This window comes from Treponema sp. R8-4-B8, from assembly GCF_054786175.1.
The window spans coordinates 108,323-126,653 of sequence record NZ_BDHE01000124.1; the positions used below are offsets into that span (position 1 = coordinate 108,323).

9 protein-coding genes and 2 tRNA genes are annotated in these 18,331 nt (G+C 43.0%); 3 read left to right on the forward strand and 8 right to left on the reverse strand.

The window, feature by feature from the left end; all coding sequences use genetic code 11:
* Positions 1–14: 14 nt before the first annotated feature.
* Together rpsB and ACYVRA_RS07285 are read right to left on the reverse strand one after the other, a co-directional pair.
* Positions 15–917: a 30S ribosomal protein S2 gene (gene rpsB, locus ACYVRA_RS07280; RefSeq protein ID WP_461252084.1), complete on the reverse strand. Its 903-nt coding sequence runs from the start codon at positions 915–917 to the stop codon at positions 15–17.
* A 154-nt stretch (positions 918–1,071) separates the two neighbouring features.
* Positions 1,072–1,659 carry a Maf family protein gene (locus tag ACYVRA_RS07285; RefSeq protein WP_461252085.1) on the reverse strand — a complete coding sequence of 196 codons (588 nt, stop codon included), beginning with the start codon at positions 1,657–1,659 and terminating at the stop codon, positions 1,072–1,074.
* Between the two features lie 84 nt (positions 1,660–1,743).
* On the opposite strand from ACYVRA_RS07285, the gene ACYVRA_RS07290 reads away from it, so the two are divergent.
* Positions 1,744–4,908, forward strand: a complete 3,165-nt coding sequence (locus ACYVRA_RS07290) for a hybrid sensor histidine kinase/response regulator (RefSeq protein ID WP_461252086.1) — start codon at positions 1,744–1,746, stop codon at positions 4,906–4,908.
* A gap of 236 nt (positions 4,909–5,144) precedes the next feature.
* On the opposite strand, the gene ACYVRA_RS07295 is transcribed toward ACYVRA_RS07290, so the two are convergent.
* Positions 5,145–6,998 (reverse strand): proline--tRNA ligase, encoded by a 1,854-nt coding sequence (locus ACYVRA_RS07295; protein ID WP_461252087.1) that lies wholly within the window; start codon positions 6,996–6,998, stop codon positions 5,145–5,147.
* 89 nt (positions 6,999–7,087) lie between these two features.
* On the opposite strand from ACYVRA_RS07295, the gene ACYVRA_RS07300 reads away from it, so the two are divergent.
* Together ACYVRA_RS07300 and ACYVRA_RS07305 are read left to right on the forward strand one after the other, a co-directional pair.
* Positions 7,088–7,162, forward strand: a tRNA-Asp gene (locus ACYVRA_RS07300).
* A 36-nt stretch (positions 7,163–7,198) separates the two neighbouring features.
* Positions 7,199–7,271: transfer RNA gene (locus tag ACYVRA_RS07305), tRNA-Pro, on the forward strand.
* Positions 7,272–7,441: 170 nt separating this feature from the next.
* Here the strand turns inward: ACYVRA_RS07305 and pepF are convergent.
* The 5 genes from pepF to ACYVRA_RS07330 form a co-directional block, all read right to left on the reverse strand.
* The gene (gene pepF, locus ACYVRA_RS07310; RefSeq protein WP_461252088.1) at positions 7,442–9,244 is read right to left on the reverse strand and encodes an oligoendopeptidase F; all 1,803 of its coding nucleotides are present in this window, start codon (positions 9,242–9,244) and stop codon (positions 7,442–7,444) included.
* 17 nt (positions 9,245–9,261) lie between these two features.
* A complete protein-coding gene (locus ACYVRA_RS07315) occupies positions 9,262–10,614 on the reverse strand; it encodes a hexokinase family protein (RefSeq protein ID WP_461252089.1) in 1,353 nt (450 codons plus the stop codon).
* A 235-nt stretch (positions 10,615–10,849) separates the two neighbouring features.
* The gene (locus ACYVRA_RS07320) at positions 10,850–13,051 is read right to left on the reverse strand and encodes a hypothetical protein (RefSeq protein WP_461252090.1); all 2,202 of its coding nucleotides are present in this window, start codon (positions 13,049–13,051) and stop codon (positions 10,850–10,852) included.
* Positions 13,052–13,530: 479 nt separating this feature from the next.
* Positions 13,531–17,190 (reverse strand): UvrD-helicase domain-containing protein, encoded by a 3,660-nt coding sequence (locus ACYVRA_RS07325; protein ID WP_461252091.1) that lies wholly within the window; start codon positions 17,188–17,190, stop codon positions 13,531–13,533.
* On the reverse strand, positions 17,190–18,331 hold a 1,142-nt coding region (locus ACYVRA_RS07330), incomplete at its 5' end, for a PD-(D/E)XK nuclease family protein (RefSeq protein WP_461252092.1). The genes ACYVRA_RS07325 and ACYVRA_RS07330, both read right to left, overlap by 1 nt.

Below are 18,331 nucleotides of genomic sequence, written 5' to 3' on the forward strand. Positions count from 1 at the left end.
TTCAAGTGGTCAGATCATTCGTCATTGTAGACTTTATCGATGTCAACTTTTATCTTGGTGTCGTCTTCATCGTCTTCAGGGACTTCCTCGTCCGCTTTCGCCGCCCTGTACGCTTCTTCCGTCGTGTATTTTTCGATGTCGATTTCCCTGTCTTCCTCTTTCATGGATACGTCGTTCATCATGCTTTCCATATCCTCATCTTCATCGCCGAGGGTTTCGATGATCTTCAGTCCCACTTCGTTATCCGCTTCTATGACGGCGTTGGCGACAATTTGCGTAAAGAGGGTAATTGCCCTGATCGCGTCGTCGTTGCCGGGAATAGGGTAGTCGATGCCGTCTGGGTTACAGTTAGTGTCAACAACCGCTATTATCGGGATGCCCTGCCTCTGCGCTTCGGCTACGGCGATGGCTTCCTTGCGCGTGTCGATGATAAAAAGAATTCCAGGAAGTTCCTTCATTTCTTTTATGCCGCCCAAGTTCTTTTGCAGTTTAATGCGTTCTTTCCCAAGCGAGGCAATCTCTTTTTTTGTGAGATTTTCGAAAGTTCCGTCAACTTCCATTTTTTCCAGTTTTTTTAGGCGCAGAAGCGATTTTTTAATAGTCACGAAATTGGTAAGCATGCCGCCAAGCCAGCGGTTGTTTATATAGTACATTCCGCAGCGTTCCGCTTCTTTCTGGATAGCCTGTTGGGCTTGTTTTTTTGTTCCTACAAAAAGCACGGTTTTTCCGGCGGCTACGTTTCTGCGTACGGCTTCGTATGCGTCCTTGATAGCCTGAATTGTTTTTTGCAGATCGATGATGTGAATGCCGTTCCTCTCCGCGAAGATGTATTTCTTCATGCGCGGATCCCAGCGTTTCACCTGGTGGCCGAAATGTACTCCTGATTCAAGGAGATTCTTCATTGTTACAACAGCCAAAATTTCCTCCTAACATTGGGTTTTACGCGCCTTTCGGCTTTATTAAAAGCCGAGCATTTGGTTTGAGTAAAACCCTGCCGTCACTATATCTCACTGTTTGCAGAGAGCCTTAAACAGCGGAAAATCGGCTCCCACAGCCGTACAGGCCGGGAACTTATGCTCCGTATGGGTAGCCGTTATCTCTAAGCATGACATAAAATTCGCGCAATGGCAAGCCCGCCACGGCGCTTGAAGTGCCCTCTATTCTGTTTATAAAACAGGAAGCAAGCCCCTGGATTCGGTAAGCTCCCGCCACCCCCTGCCATTCGTTTGTATTGAGGTACCAGTTAATTTCCGCCTCCGTCATAGGATCAAAAATGACCGTACAGGAGACGGTGCGGCAATCGGTCTTTTTTTCCTTGCCGTTGTAAAGGGCCATTGAAGTTATTACCTGATGACGGCATCCTGACAGTTCCCTAAGCATTGCTGCGGCATTTTCCTTATTCTGCGCCTTGCCAAAGATCTTGTCCCCTATGGCAATAACCGTATCTGCCCCGAAAATCCACCAGGGAAGGCGGTTTCTCATTTGTTCAATAACATTTTCTATCTTTTTAACGGCAAGTTCGGCTGTTAATTTTTGTGGGTCTTTTTGCTTACAGAGGCTTTCATCGATTCTGGCAGGCATAACATTAAATTGTAGTCCGAGCATTTTAAAGTATTCCTGCCGCCGCGATGAGCCGGAAGCGAGAATTATTGGTTCCATAAACGAATTATACCATTCAAAATAAAAAAAACTAGCGTTTTTTGAAGTTATGTATTATTATTGAATAATGTGGCAGGTTAAAGCATGAAAATGCGTTCTTCTGATCAAAAAGCGCGAAAAAGACTCATACGGTATATGCAAATACTGTTTGTAATCATTGCCTTTACCCTGATGGTTATTGCAAGCTATATATTTGTAAGTGATATTGAGCGTAAGCATTTACAGAGGAATGTTAAAGACGCTATTTCATATACGGAAGCCAATATTAAAGCCGATATGCTGGAACCGGAAACCGCATTAGCCTCCGTAGCGGAAACCATCCGCGGAATGATTCTGCGGGGGTATAACGCCGATATGGTTGGGGAATATATCCAGGATATTAATCATTATATGCAAAGTAACGAAGCAAGACGCCTTATGGGCATAAATGGCTTTTACGGGTTTTTCGATGTATTTGGCGGGAGATTCGTCACAGGAGACGCTAATTGGATGCCGCCGCAAGACTATATGTTGCAAGACCGTCCATGGTATAAGGCGGCTATAGACGCGGACGGGGACATAGGGTTCACTCAGCCGTATTATAACCTGGCGTCCAAAGAAGATACCATTACTTTTGCCCGCCGTATATTTGACGAAAACGATAAACCGCTTGGTATCGTATGCTTAAATATATACCTCGAAAGGGTTAAGCAATTGGCCATTAATACGCAGTTTACCAAAGACGGATATGGATTTCTGTTAAACAACAACTTGGAGATAATCGCCCATCCTGAGCCGTCGATGCTGGGTATGCGCTTGCGTAATGTAAGAAGCTATATCGCGACCTATGAGGATGAATTAAGACAGAATGGCCATATTTATGAAATTGTAACGATGGATTATCGTAATATCAAATCAATTGTTTTTATCGAAAAACTCGAAAACGGCTGGTATATGGGAATTGTAACGCCCAGGGACAAATATTATCAAAGCACAAGAAATATGGCGATAGTCCTTACCTTGATGGGCGCGGTACTGGCAGTGATGTTGATTGCGATATTACTGATACTGTTCAGGCAGATGAATAAAGAAAATGAAAAAACACAAAAAATGGCCTATTGGTATAATTCGATACTCAACGCGATACCGCTGCCTATAAACGTCACGGACACGAATACAAAATGGACATTTATAAACACGGCAGTTGAAAAATTCTTAGGGATAACAATTGAAGAAGCTATAGGCAAGCCCTGCAGCAATTGGGGATCCAACATCTGTAATACGCAAAACTGCGGGATTGAATGCGTAAAAAGAGGCGTTAAACAAACTTATTTTTCAAAAGGTGATCTGTCGTATCAGGCGGATATGACAATACTTAAGGATTTAAATAATGAAACAATTGGGTATATAGAAATTATTCAGGATATTACCAACTTGCAAATAATGGCAAAAAAACAGGCCGACGCGGAAGCCGCTAATTTTGCAAAATCCGCTTTTCTCGCGAAGGTAAGCCATGAAATACGCACGCCTATGAACGCTATTCTTGGCATTACTGAAATTCAAATGCAAAACGAAACGTTAAATGCCGATACGCAGGAAGCTATGGATAAAATTTACAATTCCGGTTATCTTCTGCTTGGGATTATCAACGACATACTGGACCTGTCCAAGATTGAAGCCGGCAAACTGGATTTATTCCCTGTTGAATACGACGTTCCAAGTTTGATTAACGATACTGTAAACTTAAATGTCGTCCGCTACGAAAGTAAGCCGATTAAATTCAGCCTTCAGGTTGATGAAAATATTCCGACCACATTGTTTGGCGACGAACTTAGAATTAAACAAATCCTAAATAACCTGCTTTCCAACGCGTTTAAATACACGTCTTCAGGCGAAGTTTCAATGTCTGTCAACGTTCAATCGCGGCAGGAAGATACCAACAGTATAATGATCGTTTTCCGCGTGAAAGATACCGGTCAGGGCATGACGGGGGAACAGTTGGGCAGGCTGTATGACGAATATACTCGCTTTAATACTGAAGCCAACAGAGCGGTTGAAGGCGCGGGATTGGGCATGAGCATTACGAAACATCTTGTCAAACTGATGAACGGCGAGATTCATGTGGAGAGCGAACCGGGAAAAGGTTCGGAATTTACCGTGAAGCTTTTACAGGGGCTTGTCGCCGGTTCAAAGAACTTAGGCAAAGACCTATCAAAAAAAATAGGGCAGATGCGTCCGGGCAGAACATCTCATATTAAGAAATCTCCCGTTATACACGAATATATGCCTTACGGCAGGGTATTGGTTGTAGACGATATTGAAACGAATCTGTATGTTACAAGAGGATTGTTGACTCCCTATGGTTTATCTGTTGAAACGGCCACAAGCGGGTATGAGGCGATTGAAAAAGTCAAAGAAGGCGCGACGTGGGATATAATATTTATGGATCATTATATGCCTGGAATTGACGGCGTTGAGGCCGCGAAAATTATTCGCGGTTTGGGGTATAAAAGTAGTATTGTCGCCTTGACAGCTAACGTCCTGGCAGGGCAGGCGGAGATGTTTTTTGCTAACGGTTTTGATGATTTTATTTCAAAGCCGATAGACATACGCCAACTGAACGCCGTACTGAATAAATTGGTGCGTGACAAATATCCTATTGAAACTGTAGAAGCCGCGCGGCTGCAAAAAAGCAGCATGGTAAAAAGCTCCCCTCATCCGACCGTAAATTCTGAGATCGCGAAAATATTCGCGCGGGACGCTAAAAAGTCCATCGCGATATTGGAGGCGATTCACGAAAGGCGTTACAATTTCTCGGACGATGACATACGGTCATACATTATCAACGTCCATGCGATGAAAAGCGCTTTGGCGAATATCGGTGAAGCGAAGCTTTCCAGCATTGCTCTTAAATTGGAAGATGCGGGACGGCAGCAAAATATTGCGGTGATATCGGATGAAACTCCGGCGTTTCTGACCGAATTGCGGGCGGTTATTGAAAAAATTAGCCCGGATAAAGACATTGAGGAAGAAGAAGTTTCAATTAATATCAAGGATAAAGACAAAGCGTTATTAATTGAAAAACTGACAGTTATTCAGAATGCCTGCGCCGAATATGACAAAAAAACCGCAAAAGACGCGCTTGCACAGCTTAGGCAAAAGACTTGGCCTCATAAAGTCACGGAAATTCTGGAGAAAATAGCCGAACATTTGCTTCACAGCGAATTTACCGAAGTTTCAAATATGGCTGAAGATTGCAAGAGAATTTAAAATTATTCCAAAATATTCTCACAAAGAACACAAAGGAAGAGAAGATCAAGAGGGGAACCTTCGACCTTTGGTCTCGGTTGAGGTTCACAAAGAAGAGGGAAGAGGAGGTTTTTGTCCGTTATCTTATCGTGAAGCTCACGCATAGCCCTCGGACAACAACCCCCTGATCCTCCTTTGTGTTCTTTGTTTCTTCGTGATCTTTGTGAGAAGTCTTTCGAATAAATTTTTGCGAATAATTATTTAAACAAAGATAGCTCTTCTTTAATTTTTTGCGTAAGTTCTGCGGCGGCTTTATTCACCGGTATATTGCGGTTTTCTTTTTCACTTCGCTTTTTAATCTCTACCTGCGGATCTTCTTGCGATAAACCTTTGTCGCCGATTACAATGCGCCAGGGGATGCCTGTAAGATCCGCATCGTTAAATTTTACTCCGGGGCGCTCGTTGCGGTCATCTAACAAAACTTCTATGCCAGCTTGCGTAAGTTCCGCGGCAAGTTTGTCGGCGGCTTCTTTAATTTTACCGTCATATTTAATTGGAACGATAATGACATGATACGGCGCTATTGATACCGGCCAAATAATTCCCGCCTCGTCGTGGTGTTCTTCGATTACTGAGGCAAGAGTGCGGTCAACGCCAATGCCATAACAGCCCATTACGGGCATTTGGCTTTTGCCGTTTTCATCAAGATATGTTACGTTCATTGAGCGCGTGTATTTATATCCAAGTTTAAAAATGTGTCCCAGCTCATTGCCCATTTTTGTATGCAATTCGCCGCCGCACTGAGGGCAAATATCTCCCGCCTTCACTGTGCGGACATCGACTGATAATTGCCCGTCAATGCTCCAACCTTCAAAATCGCGCCCGTAAGCGACGTGCTTGTAGTGCAGATCTTTCGCCAACGCGCCCGTAACCGCGTCATTCATTCCCGTAACGGTGTGATCGATAATAACAGGCAAGCCTATCAGTCCGACAGGACCCGCGAAGCCGACGGGCGCGTTGGTAAGGCGCGTAACGTCGGCGTCACTTGCGAGGGCGGCTTCGCTTGCTTTTAAAACGGACGCGAGTTTTATTTCGTTCACGTCAAGGTCGCCACGGATTGCCACCGCGAAAAAAGCTTCGGGGTAGACGGCGGGCGCGTTAGGCGACGGTTTTTTTCGCTCTAATTTGGCGCAACCCGGGGCGGAGGAGAGATCAAGCTCAACATTGACGGCGCGGTATATTAGAGTTTTAATAAACGCCTTAGAATCTGTTTTTAAAAAGGCGCAAAGTTCTTCGATTGTTTTTACATTAGGGGTGTCTATTTTTTCAAAGGCAGGCGTCCCCTTAGCAGCGTCTTTTGCAGCCTCTATCGAGGTGTGCGCCGTAAAGTCGTTTTTGCAGGCGGCTTTCTCCACGTTGGCGGCATAACCGCATTTTTTGCAGAGGATCAGCGTATTGTCGCCGATTTTGCTTTCCACCATAAATTCTTCCGAGCCTGAGCCGCCCATCGCGCCTGAGTCGGCTTTTACGGGAATTACTGAAAGTCCGCAACGTTTAAAAATTTTTCGGTAAGCGCGTCCCATCGCCTGATATGTGTCATCAAGGCTTTTGTCGTCGGCGTGCCATGAATAGGCGTCTTTCATTATAAATTCTCGTCCGCGCATTACGCCGTAACGGGGGCGCACTTCATCGCGGAACTTCGTATTAATCTGATAAAGGGCGATTGGCAGTTGGCGGTAGCTGGAAAGCTCATCGCGCACAATAGCGGTAAAAACTTCTTCGGCGGTGGGGGAGACGACAAAGTCGTTATTCAGCCGGTTTTTCACGCGAAGCATTGATTCGCCGATTGAGTCCCATCGCCCTGATTCCTTCCATAATTCGCCCGGAACAACAACGGTCGGTTTTATTTCCAACGCTCCCGCCGCGTCCATTTCTTCGCGAATGATTTGCTCGACCTTGCGGAAAGATCGCAGTCCAAGCGGAAGGTAGGCGAAAAGCCCGTTTGCAAGTTTGCGGAGAAGCCCCGCGCGGAACATCAATCTATGGCTTGCGATAACCGCGTCCGCTGGAACTTCCCTAAGAGTGGGTATAAAAGCGCTGGAATAATTCATAATGAAGCAAGTTTATCAATTTTTTTTATCTTTGAAAACCACAGAAAGGCTTGACTAAAAACCGTATTTTTGCTAATTTGTAAAAAATTGGGGGCGTGGTGAAGCTGGTTTATCATGCCGGCCTGTCAAGCCGGAGATCGCGGGTTCAAGCCCCGTCGCTCCCGTAAACCCGTCTTTGACGGGTTTTTTTATAAAAAACACGGGCAGTAGCGCAGTTGGTAGCGCGCTTGGTTCGGGACCAAGAGGTCCCCGGTTCAAATCCGGGTTGCCCGATTCGCCAAGACTTCACACAAAGATCACAAAGGTACAAAGAACACAAAGAGGGAAGAAGGGGTTTTTGTCCGAGGGCTATGCGTGAGGTTCAAGATAAGATAACGGACAAGAACCCCCTGATTCTTCTTTGTGTTCTTCTCTTCCTTTGTGTTCTTTGTGAGAGGTCTTCCTCAAATAATCTTTTCCAGTTCATCCACTAATTTGCCAAAAACTCCACATGCGGCGTTTACGGGGGCGGGGTTGCTCATGTCTACTCCGGCGGCTTTTAATGATTCGATGGGGAAGCGTGAGCCGCCTGATTTTAGGAAGGTGAAATAGTCTTGCCTTTCTTTTTCGCCGCCGGACAGAACGCGATCAGCTAACGCGATGGCGGCGGAGACTCCTGTCGCGTATTTGTACACGTAAAACGCGTTGTAGAAGTGGGGGATACGCAGGCCTTCAAGATCGCTTGCCTCTTCAAGTAACATTTCCTGTCCGAAATATTTTTCCAGTAGTTTGCGGTATTCGCTTCTAAGGAGTTCTATGGTCAGCGGAGTGCCGCCTTCTTCAAGTTCGTGGGTTATTTTTTCAAATTCGGCGAACATGGTTTGGCGGTACAATGTGGCTAACAGGTCGTCGGTGTGTTTGTTGACTAAATATAGGCGCAGTTCTTTACTGTCGGCTTGTTTTTCAAGATAGCGGAATAACAGCTCTTCGTTAAAGGTGCTGGCTACTTCAGCCTCAAATATCGTGTAATTGTAGTGCGGGAACGGGTTATTTCGCGCGGAGTACCATGAGTGCATTGAATGGCCGCCTTCATGGGCTAGAGTAAAAACGTCGCGGATTGAATCTTCTTTGTAGTTCATCAGGATATACGGGTCGCCAGTGAAACTTCCGGCAGAAAACGCGCCTGAGCGTTTGCCTTTGTTCTCGTAACGGTCTGCCCACCTGCCAAGCAGGCCGCCGCGCAGGACGGAGACATATTCGTCACCTAACGGAGACAGGGCATTGCTTACAAGATCGACGGCTTCGTTCCAAGTTGTGGTTTTTTTCGCGGCGGGGACAAGAGGCGCGTATACGTCATAGTGGCGAAGCTCCTGCAATTTTAACGCGCGTTTGCGAAGGCTGTAATAACGGTGCAACGCGTCAAGGTTGTTTTCGACAGCCGTTATAAGATTATCATAGACAGACTCGCTGACATCATTGCCGAAAAGGGACGCGGCGCGCGCGGAAGGGTAGCCTCTGACGCGGGCGTTAATAACGTCCTGTTTTACTGAGCCGGAATAAAGGCTTGCGATAACATTCTTGTGCGCTTCAAAACAGCCGTAGAAAGTTTGATACGCGCGCCGGCGCAAATCGCGGTCGTCACTTTCCATGAAGACTGAAAAAGAAGACTGTGACAGGGGGCGTTTGCCTTCCTTAGTGTCAATCATGCCGAAGTTAAAATCGACATTTGTAAGCACTGAAAAAGCGTCGCTAACCGCCCCTTCCCCCTCCGAGTGAAGCGCAATTATGCGCTCTTCCTTGTCGCTTAAAATATGCGGCCTGTAGCGCAGGATTCTTCGCAAAGAAACGCGGTGATCCGCCAATCTTTCATTTTGTAAAAAAGCTTCCATGTCTTTTTCTGGAATGGCGAGTATTTCAGGATTATCCCATGAAGAGGCGGCTGCGGCTTTTGCGCCCGCCATTGTTATTTTTCCGACCATCGTGCGGGCTTGTGCCGCCCCCTCGTCTTCGCTTTGTCTTAAAAACGCGTAATTGCCAAGCCTCTCGCCTAAAAGGTTAAGGCCGCTTGAAAAATCAAGATAATCCGCAAGATGAGAGGCTGATTTTCCCAGCGTTCCTTGAAATGACGGTATTTTTTCTATCATTTTTTCAAAATCGGCTAGAGACTTATTCCATTCTTCGTCATTGGGAAAAAGTTTTGACAAATCCCATGTGTCGGATACGGCAACCTCGCTTCGTAACGGTATGTTTATTTCGTTATCTGACATATTTTTCTCCATGTAAATTATTTTGACAACGCCGCTACCGCCGCTCCAAAAAGACTTGCCTGTTCTACGGGAGAGACGATATACGGGCGCGGTTTTTCCTTGAAAAGCATTTGATGAAGATACGATTCAAGAGAACGGCGCATTCCTTTGTAAATAAGGTATGTCGTTCCTTCCACGGCGACGCGGACGGGCGAATACGGTTCGTATCCGCCGCCGGCCTTTATGATAGTAGCGGCTAACACCGCCGCTGAAAACAAAGCGCCGCGCTCAGTAACTATCGACGTGATGTATTGCATTACTGCAAGGGCGGAGCTTTCATCGGCGCCAAAGAGAGAGCCTAACGGCCCTTGATTTGAAAGGGGAGCGTGGGTAAACTCATTTAAAGTCCTTGTTTCAAGATGGGGCATATTTAAAAGTTCGTCGGATTTTCTAAAACATAAAACTTTATCTTTTATCGCCTGTTTTAAAATGTGTAAAGTCAAAGGGCCAAGATACGCCCCTGCCGTCGCTTTTTCAAGAAGGTATCCGTCTGGATTTTTTGTCGTGCTGTCATATTCTTTATCAAGCTTGCCGCAGTATTTAACGCTGTAATTTCCGCTTTCGCATACCACGATTTGCGGTGAAGATGGGGAATTAAAGCCGATTTTTGGAATGACGGTTTCCGTGTAAGCGGTGTTAAATCCCGTTCCTAAAATGAATCCGATAACAGGGCCGCTTTTTACGCTAAAGTCAGCCGTTGTACGCGAAGCCTCTCCGTCGGGAGAAATTGAAACAACGCCGGAGAGCAGGGTAGCGACAGTGTCGTTTAACAAAACGATTGGGCCTGAATACTTGCAGCCCTTTGCGGAAAGAGCGTCGCGCAGTCCCCTGCCGATTGCCTTTCCAATTACATCGGGCGCGTCCACTTCCTTGCTGAACGACAAAAGTATCCCGTCAGCGTCCTGCGTAATTTCCATTGGATAGGAAAATGTAAAACCGACGCCTTCAATCTTCGCGTCATTGAGCAAAGGCAACGTAACGTTTGCGATTGCCTCAAAATACTGCTGGGCGTTTACATGGCCGTATGTTCCCGGCATCGGCATCTTGTTTGTTCCCTGCGGGACGGCCTCGCCGTTTTCTTTAAAATGAACAAGGCTTGCTCTTAAATTGGTTCCGCCCGCGTCAAGAGCTAGGACAGTCTTTCCGGGAGGAATATTTGTAATGGGAGATATATACGACGGAATCATTGGAAGGCTTGATTTTTTTCCGTTAAGCCCCCTGTCCATCTCCGTTAATACGTCTTTTACAAGCGCGTCCGGATTTATATTTTTATAATGAAAGCCATAATGCAGCGCGAAATCGGACAGTTCTTTTGGATTGAAATTATTCATTTTATTCTCCTTTTATATCATTATATCATGTTAATAGCGTTTAAAAAAGTCTAATACTTGAATTGTACTATTAGACGATGTATGCTCGCGGGGAACCCACAGAAGATGTTTTTGCATTTTCCCATGTACTTGTAAGTTTCATTAAAAATAAATATTTTTATAGCATGAACCTGAAAAAACTGCAAATTTTATTTCCTTCCTCTCGGTCCGCCTTGTCTGTTTAGCGTATCTCTGTTTATTTAGGCGCCGTTGTGGACGTATTGACCGCTAAATAGTATGTGCCGGTATGGGTTAATGACTGCGCGTGTACCAAATATTTTCTCCCGGCAACAAATTCGTTCTTGACCACCCATCTGCTAATCACCGTGAAATTAAAATATTCAATAATTACATCGTTAGCGATGTCAAACACATGAATAACAAAACCGTAAAGAGGATCCAGCGTACCAAAATTCGCATGTATGAATTGTCTGTTGGAGGTTGCGGTGAACTCGAACCACTCATCGTGGGTTGTTTCAGTAAAACTGCTTCCGGTCCATGAGGAATTAAGCGATTTTCTGACAACGGGAGGGACAGGAGGGACAGGAATGGCAGGGGCGATCAAAGAATCATTGAGCGCTATTTGGTATGAGTAATTATTATTTGTACTGTTTGTCCATGCCTTTATATAGTACTCCTGTCCAATAGTTAAATTCCAATCGGAGTCTTTGACGACACCAGGGCTAAAAGTTACACAGGAACCCGACTGATATCCATCGCTGTCATACATTTGAACATACACATCTAACGACGAACTAAAAGCAATATGTATAAACTGTGTTGCGGCATCTGCGGTGAACTTAAACCAGCTTTCATCAGATGATGTGGGGACGGTATTCCATCCTGCTGTAAGCATTCCCGCGTTGGATGGCAATTCTATGGCAGGCGACTCCGTGGACGCGTTGAACGTTATCTGATATGTGCCTAAATTGTCGGATGTTGATACCTTAATGTAGTACTCATGTCCGGCAGTTAAAGAATAACAAGCGTATCTATGAGCTTTTTTCTTAGATATATTTATTAAGTTTCCATCGGCATCAACGGCATATCCTATGCTGTCATACATTTGAAAATACAGTTCTTTAATTGTGTCTAAATTAAAATGTATGTACTGCGTACTATCGGTTGCGGTGAATGTATACCATTGTTCGCCGTACCTTGTGGTAAAGTTTCCGTCAGTCCAGATGTCTTTTGTAAGCGTGTTTGCGTCAGATGGCAATACTAAAGGAGCAACTGAGGATTTATTTAACATTATTTGGTACGTACCGCAAGATGAAGAATAATAATAATTTAAAGAATTATAAAAATATATTTTATAGCTATACGGCAAAATCCTTAAATAATACTCCTGCCCGACAGTTAAATTATTCAGGGGGGTATTGTTATTTAAACCGGTCTTGATACTTGCCCTGCTTCCGTCGGTATTATAAATTTGAACATATATGCCGCTTAGCGTGTTTTGTTTGAAATGTATGTAGTGTGTTTCGGAAGTTGCTGTGAACTTGAACCATTGCACATCGGTTTCTGTGGGAATATCGCCGTCAGTCCATACGTCGGCAGTAAGCGCGGGTACGTCAGATGGCAATATTATATAGGTGACAGGCTCCTCATGGGACAAACTTAACATTATTTTGTAAGCGCCGCCGTCTGAGTTTGTCGATACCTTTATATAATAGTCTTGCCCCCCAGTTAAAAAATTACAGGATGTAAACTTGACAGTTTCTTTTTCGCCGGATAAATTTTCGCTTTTAACTACATAACCTCTGTTGTCATATATTTGAATATCCAAATTGGTTAGCGTGTCAAAATTAATATGTATAAACCGCGTATTGGTCATTGAGTTCACTATGCCGGTTGCAGTGAACTTAAACCATTGTTCATCGGTTCCTGTTTGAATATTGCCGTCAGTCCATGCATCGTCGGCGGTAAGCGCGATTGCGTTGGAGGGCAATGTTATGGGTAGATCAGGCGCCGTATCAGATGTATTACAGGCTATCATATATGTGCCGCTGCCTGAGTTCGGCGTCACCTTTATATACTGTACAGCCGGTAAATTATTTTCCCATTTATTGATTTTTGTATTGCCGGAATAGTTTTTCTTCCCTCCTATAGTACTGCCGTTTGAATTATATATCTGAACATTCAGATTTGTCAGCGTACCGAAATTTATATGTATGGTTGGCTCTTTATATGGATAGAAATAAGAATCGACGAATTTGAACCATTGCTCGCCGTTTGAGGCTGTAATATTGCCGTCAGCCCATGTGTTTAAAGAAAGTTCTGTTACATTGGGTGGAGAAAAATTGCCGCTTCCTTCATTATTACCGCCAAAAAAATCGGAGTTACACCCGGCAAACAGAATTAATGTAGATAATAAAATAATCAGAGTCTTTTTCATTTTATTCCTCTAATTAATAATATACCACTTTTTTTTCAAAAAACAATAAATTAATACGAAAAATTTTCACGCGCTAGTTACACGAAATATCACTTGCACTTTTTTACAATCTATGCAATTTTATAAACATGAGCGAAAAAACCGCTATTTTACAGCCATTTTATCGTGTGAATTCAAATTCTCTCTCTTATACGGAAAAACCTTAACTGTAAGTGGAGGACATACAGGTACTTTTAGAAAGATTCAGTAAGTAACCGCAACGGTGTCGAACTTTAGTACACTAGTAGACATCTTACCAGACACGCGAAAAATTATAGGAAGCGCAGTGGTAACTCCTATGATGGCACACAGGTAAAATGCTTATTAGCGCTAGAAGATGTATGCCAAATAAATCCTTGAGTACAGGCGGGCAGCCTGCCCGCCTGTACTGAATAAATTCCATGGGCATACATCGTGTAACAGATCTGCATACGTCTTTATCAACTCTCAAAAGCCTTCTGCTCAATATTAGCCATTTTCACCCTGTCAGTCATTTCCACCGCATGCTCTGTTCTAAGGTAGTAAAGCCAAATGCGGCATTCTTTTTTTATAGGGGCGGCAAAAAGGTTTGAAATAGCCTGATAATAACAGGCCATCTGCGCCGTATGCTCCCACGGTTTTTCGGTATTGTCAGTTTTAAAATCTACTATATGAACCGCGTCTTTATCTACAAAAAACAAATCGACAGTGCCGTTTATAAATATCTCTTTTCCTTCCTTGCTTTTTAACAGCGTCCTGAATGGAAACTCGCTTTCCCTAAGCTTCGCCGTTTGCGCTATCTTTCCAAGGGGAGAAGCCACAAAACGGCGGGCTAATTTATTTCCGGCTTCAAGCAAAATATTCAATTCATCTTCATTTAATAGGCCTGAAATATTTGACGGGATTACAATTTCCGTTTTTTCCAAAAGCGCCTCAACGCAAATATGCGCGATAGTTCCAAAACTTCCCGAATTAAATTTTTCAGATGATTCATCGTCGCTTTGTGAAAAACGGGACAGTATTGAATCTACTTTTCTAAAAACATCTTTTGATTTAACGCCTGAAAATTCTTCTTTAACAGGCAGCTCTTTACCCTCGATTTCTTTGTTTTCTTCTTCGTTTTTTTTCAATGATACCGGCGTTATGTGATTTTTACGCATAAAGAGAGTTTTTAAGATTTCCTTTCTTTCATAAAAAGGGGAAACTTTTTTAAAAAATTCATTTAATCCATTTTGATCGTTAGTTATGCCGTAAAGGCATGTTTCCTGTTTTTTTAAATCTTCTTCCGTTAATGGCTGTATTTCTTCCAGATTGAAAAAACTTGAAGCTTTTTTTAAGCCATCATTGGGAATATAAGAGGCAATCGACGGCAAAAGAAGACCGAATATCGTGTCGTTATTCAAAATAGAATCGCCTTCAATATAATTTTCTTTTCCTTCGCATTGTTCTTCTATATGTCTTTTTAATGCAAGCGAAAAATCATCTGTTTTTTCTTTGTCATCAATATTAAGCGAGCCTGTTATATACAGTTCTTTTTCCGCCCTTGTCATAGCGACATATAAAAGCCGCCTAAGTTCCGCTGTTCTTTTACGTTTTGTTTCTTCATTAGCCTGTTCCCAGAAAAAGTTTTTACGTTTTCCTGAAATTGAACGGCATTCAAGAGGAGGCGGGGGGCTAAAAACAAGGCCTGCCGTATCGGAAAGATATACGTCGTCGCAATTGTCTACTTGGCTTTTTTTCCCGCAGGAACAAATAAATACGACCGGAAATTCCAGCCCCTTGCTTTTATGTATTGTCGTAATATGAACGGCGCTTTTCCGTTCCAAAGGAATTTCAATATCGGAGAGCCTTTCTCCTGAATCCCTAAGTTCAATCATTGAATCCGTAAAAGAGGCAAGCCCCTGATTTTCCGCGTCAGCGTTAGCCGCTAGATGAAAAAGATAATCAAACAATTCACGGTAGACGCTTGTTTGAGGATTCCATTCCGTTTCATAGCGGTATCCTTCGTTGTACCATAATTCGCTTACAAGTTCGCTAATATTTTTTACTTTTGCTTTTTCGCAAATTGACAAGTAGACATTTTTTCCGCAAAGATATTTTTCTTTGTCGGCTGCGTCAAGAAAATCAAGCGGTTTGTCGTCAAACGGCTGGGAGTCATTTGGAGTTTCACCGTAAACGGAAAGGCAGGCGGCGGTTCCCGATATGGAAAGGCCCGCAAAAGGCGAGCGGAGCGTTTCGGCGTAGGCGGCTTTATCCATGGGGTGCGCTGCCAAGCGAAGAACGGATAAAATATCATTTACAGGGCCGCCGTAAAATAAATCGTTAATGTCTTCGCAAGCGTATGGAATTCCTAAGGTTCTTAAATGTTTTTCATAAAAATGCTGGGTAGAGCGCTTGCGAAAAAGAATTGCAATATCATCGGGCTGATATTTTTCTGACAGTAATTGTTTGATTTTTTCCGCGACAAACCGCGCTTCATTATCGTCCGCGGAAAGCCTGTCATCTTCCACAGCGTCAGTTTTTTTATTTAAAATACAAAGCGTTAAATTTCCGCCGCCTGAACCTCCCGCGATAAGAGGGGCATATTCAGCTTCATAGAGGGGGAGAGTTTTTGACCGCGCGAAGACGGAATTGTATTTTACAGACGGAGTTTTTTCATTTGACTCGGAATAAATTCCGCCGAAGATTGCGTTGAAAGCGCCTATTAAACCGGAGGAAGAGCGATAATTTGTTTTTAACGGAAGATAGCCGCTTTTTATTTCTTCTTTTAATTTGCGAAAGACGGATACGTCGGCGCCCCTGAAAAAATAAACAGACTGTTTTTCATCTCCTACAAAAAATAATTTTCCTTTGCATAAATCCTCCGCGGGGGGAACGCCCTTATTCAATTTATTCGGTCTTTCTGCAAGAAGAAAAAGAATGTCTTTTTGAAGTTCATTATTGTCCTGAAACTCGTCTATCATTATTGATTTAATAGCGTCTTTTTCGCTCCGCCTTATGTCAGTTTGTTCGATAAGAATGGTTCTTGAAAGGCTTGCCACGTCGCGGAAAGTAAGAACGCCCTCCGTCCGTTTCATTTCAAGATAGCGTTTTTGCAATCTTGAAAGCAAAGACATTATCGAAATAATAAAGCCCGCCTGCATGCATGAGATTGTCAAAGCTGAAAAGGAATCGTAAATATCGCGGAGCAGATTGATATTTTCCTTTACGGGATTATCGGATTTTTTTCCCCCTCTTAAACTTAAAGTTTTTAGGGTATGTAAAAAAAACAAAAAATTAAAAAAAGATTTATGCAGCGGATGGGATTCAGCTTCTTCAATTACCGATTCTACCGGAGTATTTTGCAGTTGATTAAAATATTTTTGTATATCTGCGCTCCAGGGGATGTAAATATTTTTATTTTCTTTTTTTTCGATTACAGGGACAAGAATGGGAAGAAGCGCGTTATCTTCGCCAACATCGCGCTTAATTTCATCTAACAATTTTCTTATTTTTTTAATATAATCATCCCACTGCGAACAAAGAACGCTAAATTGATAATTTAAATCGGATAAAAAATCACGCGGCCTGTCGATTAAACTGTAATTAAATAAAATGTCCGCAAAAATATTGTGAACGATGTTGTTCGGACGATTTCCCGAATAAAGTCTTTTTACCGCCGGGTGATGGCGGTGAGTTATAAAGAAGGGATACGAAACTTCCAAAGCGATATTATAGCACCTCTGCTGATCAATTTGAAAATCAGGCTTTATTCCGTAACGGGGCGCGCATTGCTTGACAATCGACGTGCTGTATGAGTCCAATGTTTGTATTCTTGCGCGAATAAAATCATCAATAGCTTTTTGCGCCCTTTGGCTTTTTACGCCGTTTTCTTCCTGCGCGATTTGTGAAAGTATGGAGTATATCCTTTTAAACATTTGAGCGGCGGCTTTCTTTGTAAATGTAAGCGTTAATATTTCATCTACTTTATAATCTTTCTCTGTGAGCAGCCAGGCAAAACGATGGGCAAGCACCATGGTTTTTCCCGAACCGGCTCCTGCCGCGACAACCGCATTCTCTTCACAGAAAGCGGCTTTTTTTTGTTCTTCATTTAACTGCTTAATATTTGTTTTTACAATCATCAATGTTTCCCCAAAGATTTTTTATTTTCGCGATTGATAATATAGGCTGTCCGGCATATACGCTGATAATCGCAGTTGTAACAATCGCTGTTGTCCTGCGGAAAAACCGTAAAATTACCTGACGATATTTCTTCCGTAAATTGCTCCGTTCTGTTTTTAAATTCATTAAAAATTTTCATATAACGTTCACTACTTCGGAGAATTTGTTCCTCTTCTTTAGACGGAATATTTTTATTTGCGATCTCATCATGAATTGTTCCAATTATAACTTGCGGTTTTTGATCGATAATACTGTAAAAAAGAGCGGCGTATACGTCGAATTGTTCATTTTTTTCGATTAATGTTATATACATGGGAAGCTGGAAATTCGTAAGCGGCGTATCTTTGTCAGCGGTACAATCACGGCGGTCGGGCATATTTTTTAATTTAAAATCGACAATGACGTATTTATCAGTTCCTTCATGAGTTTCTTTTAAAATGCAATCGACAAATCCGTTAAGGATGTATGCGTCTTCTTCATAATTATAATTACATTCGCTTCCGGCGACTTTGTATCCCGCGAAAAAAGAAAGAAAAGAAGAAAGGAATCTGTCAAGATGATAATTAACATCGTCTTTTCCAGCGCGTAACAGGCGGGCGGTAAGGGCGCTCATCTGCGGGCTGCCGTCAGTTTTTAATAATGGGAAACAGTCAAAAATTTTGTTTATGCTTTTTTCAAGCAGGGCGCGGTAAGGCGGCGGAAGAGACAAGCCTAAATCAGTTTGCACAGGACAAAGCAGCGGGGAGTCATTTTTTAATTCTGTAAAAAAATTATTTAATATCGCGTGGTATACAAGACCCGATAAATTTTCCGCCATCAGGCTTGTTTCAACGCGTGAGTTTTCAATAGCGAAAACATTTTCAAAGAGCCATTTAAAAGAACACTGATAATATTTTTGAAGCGATGTGGCGGATACGCCGTATTTTCCAGTTTTGGCGTATTTTTCTTTAATAGCGTCTTTTATCTTTTCGCCGAGCGTCCATTTTCCGCCTGATGCGCTATTTTTACAGCGGCGGTTTTTCCAATTTGTAAACCCGTTGATTTGATTTTCATGAAGTTTTTCGCTTTTTCCTTCTGTAACCGCAAGCGAAGAATAAAAAG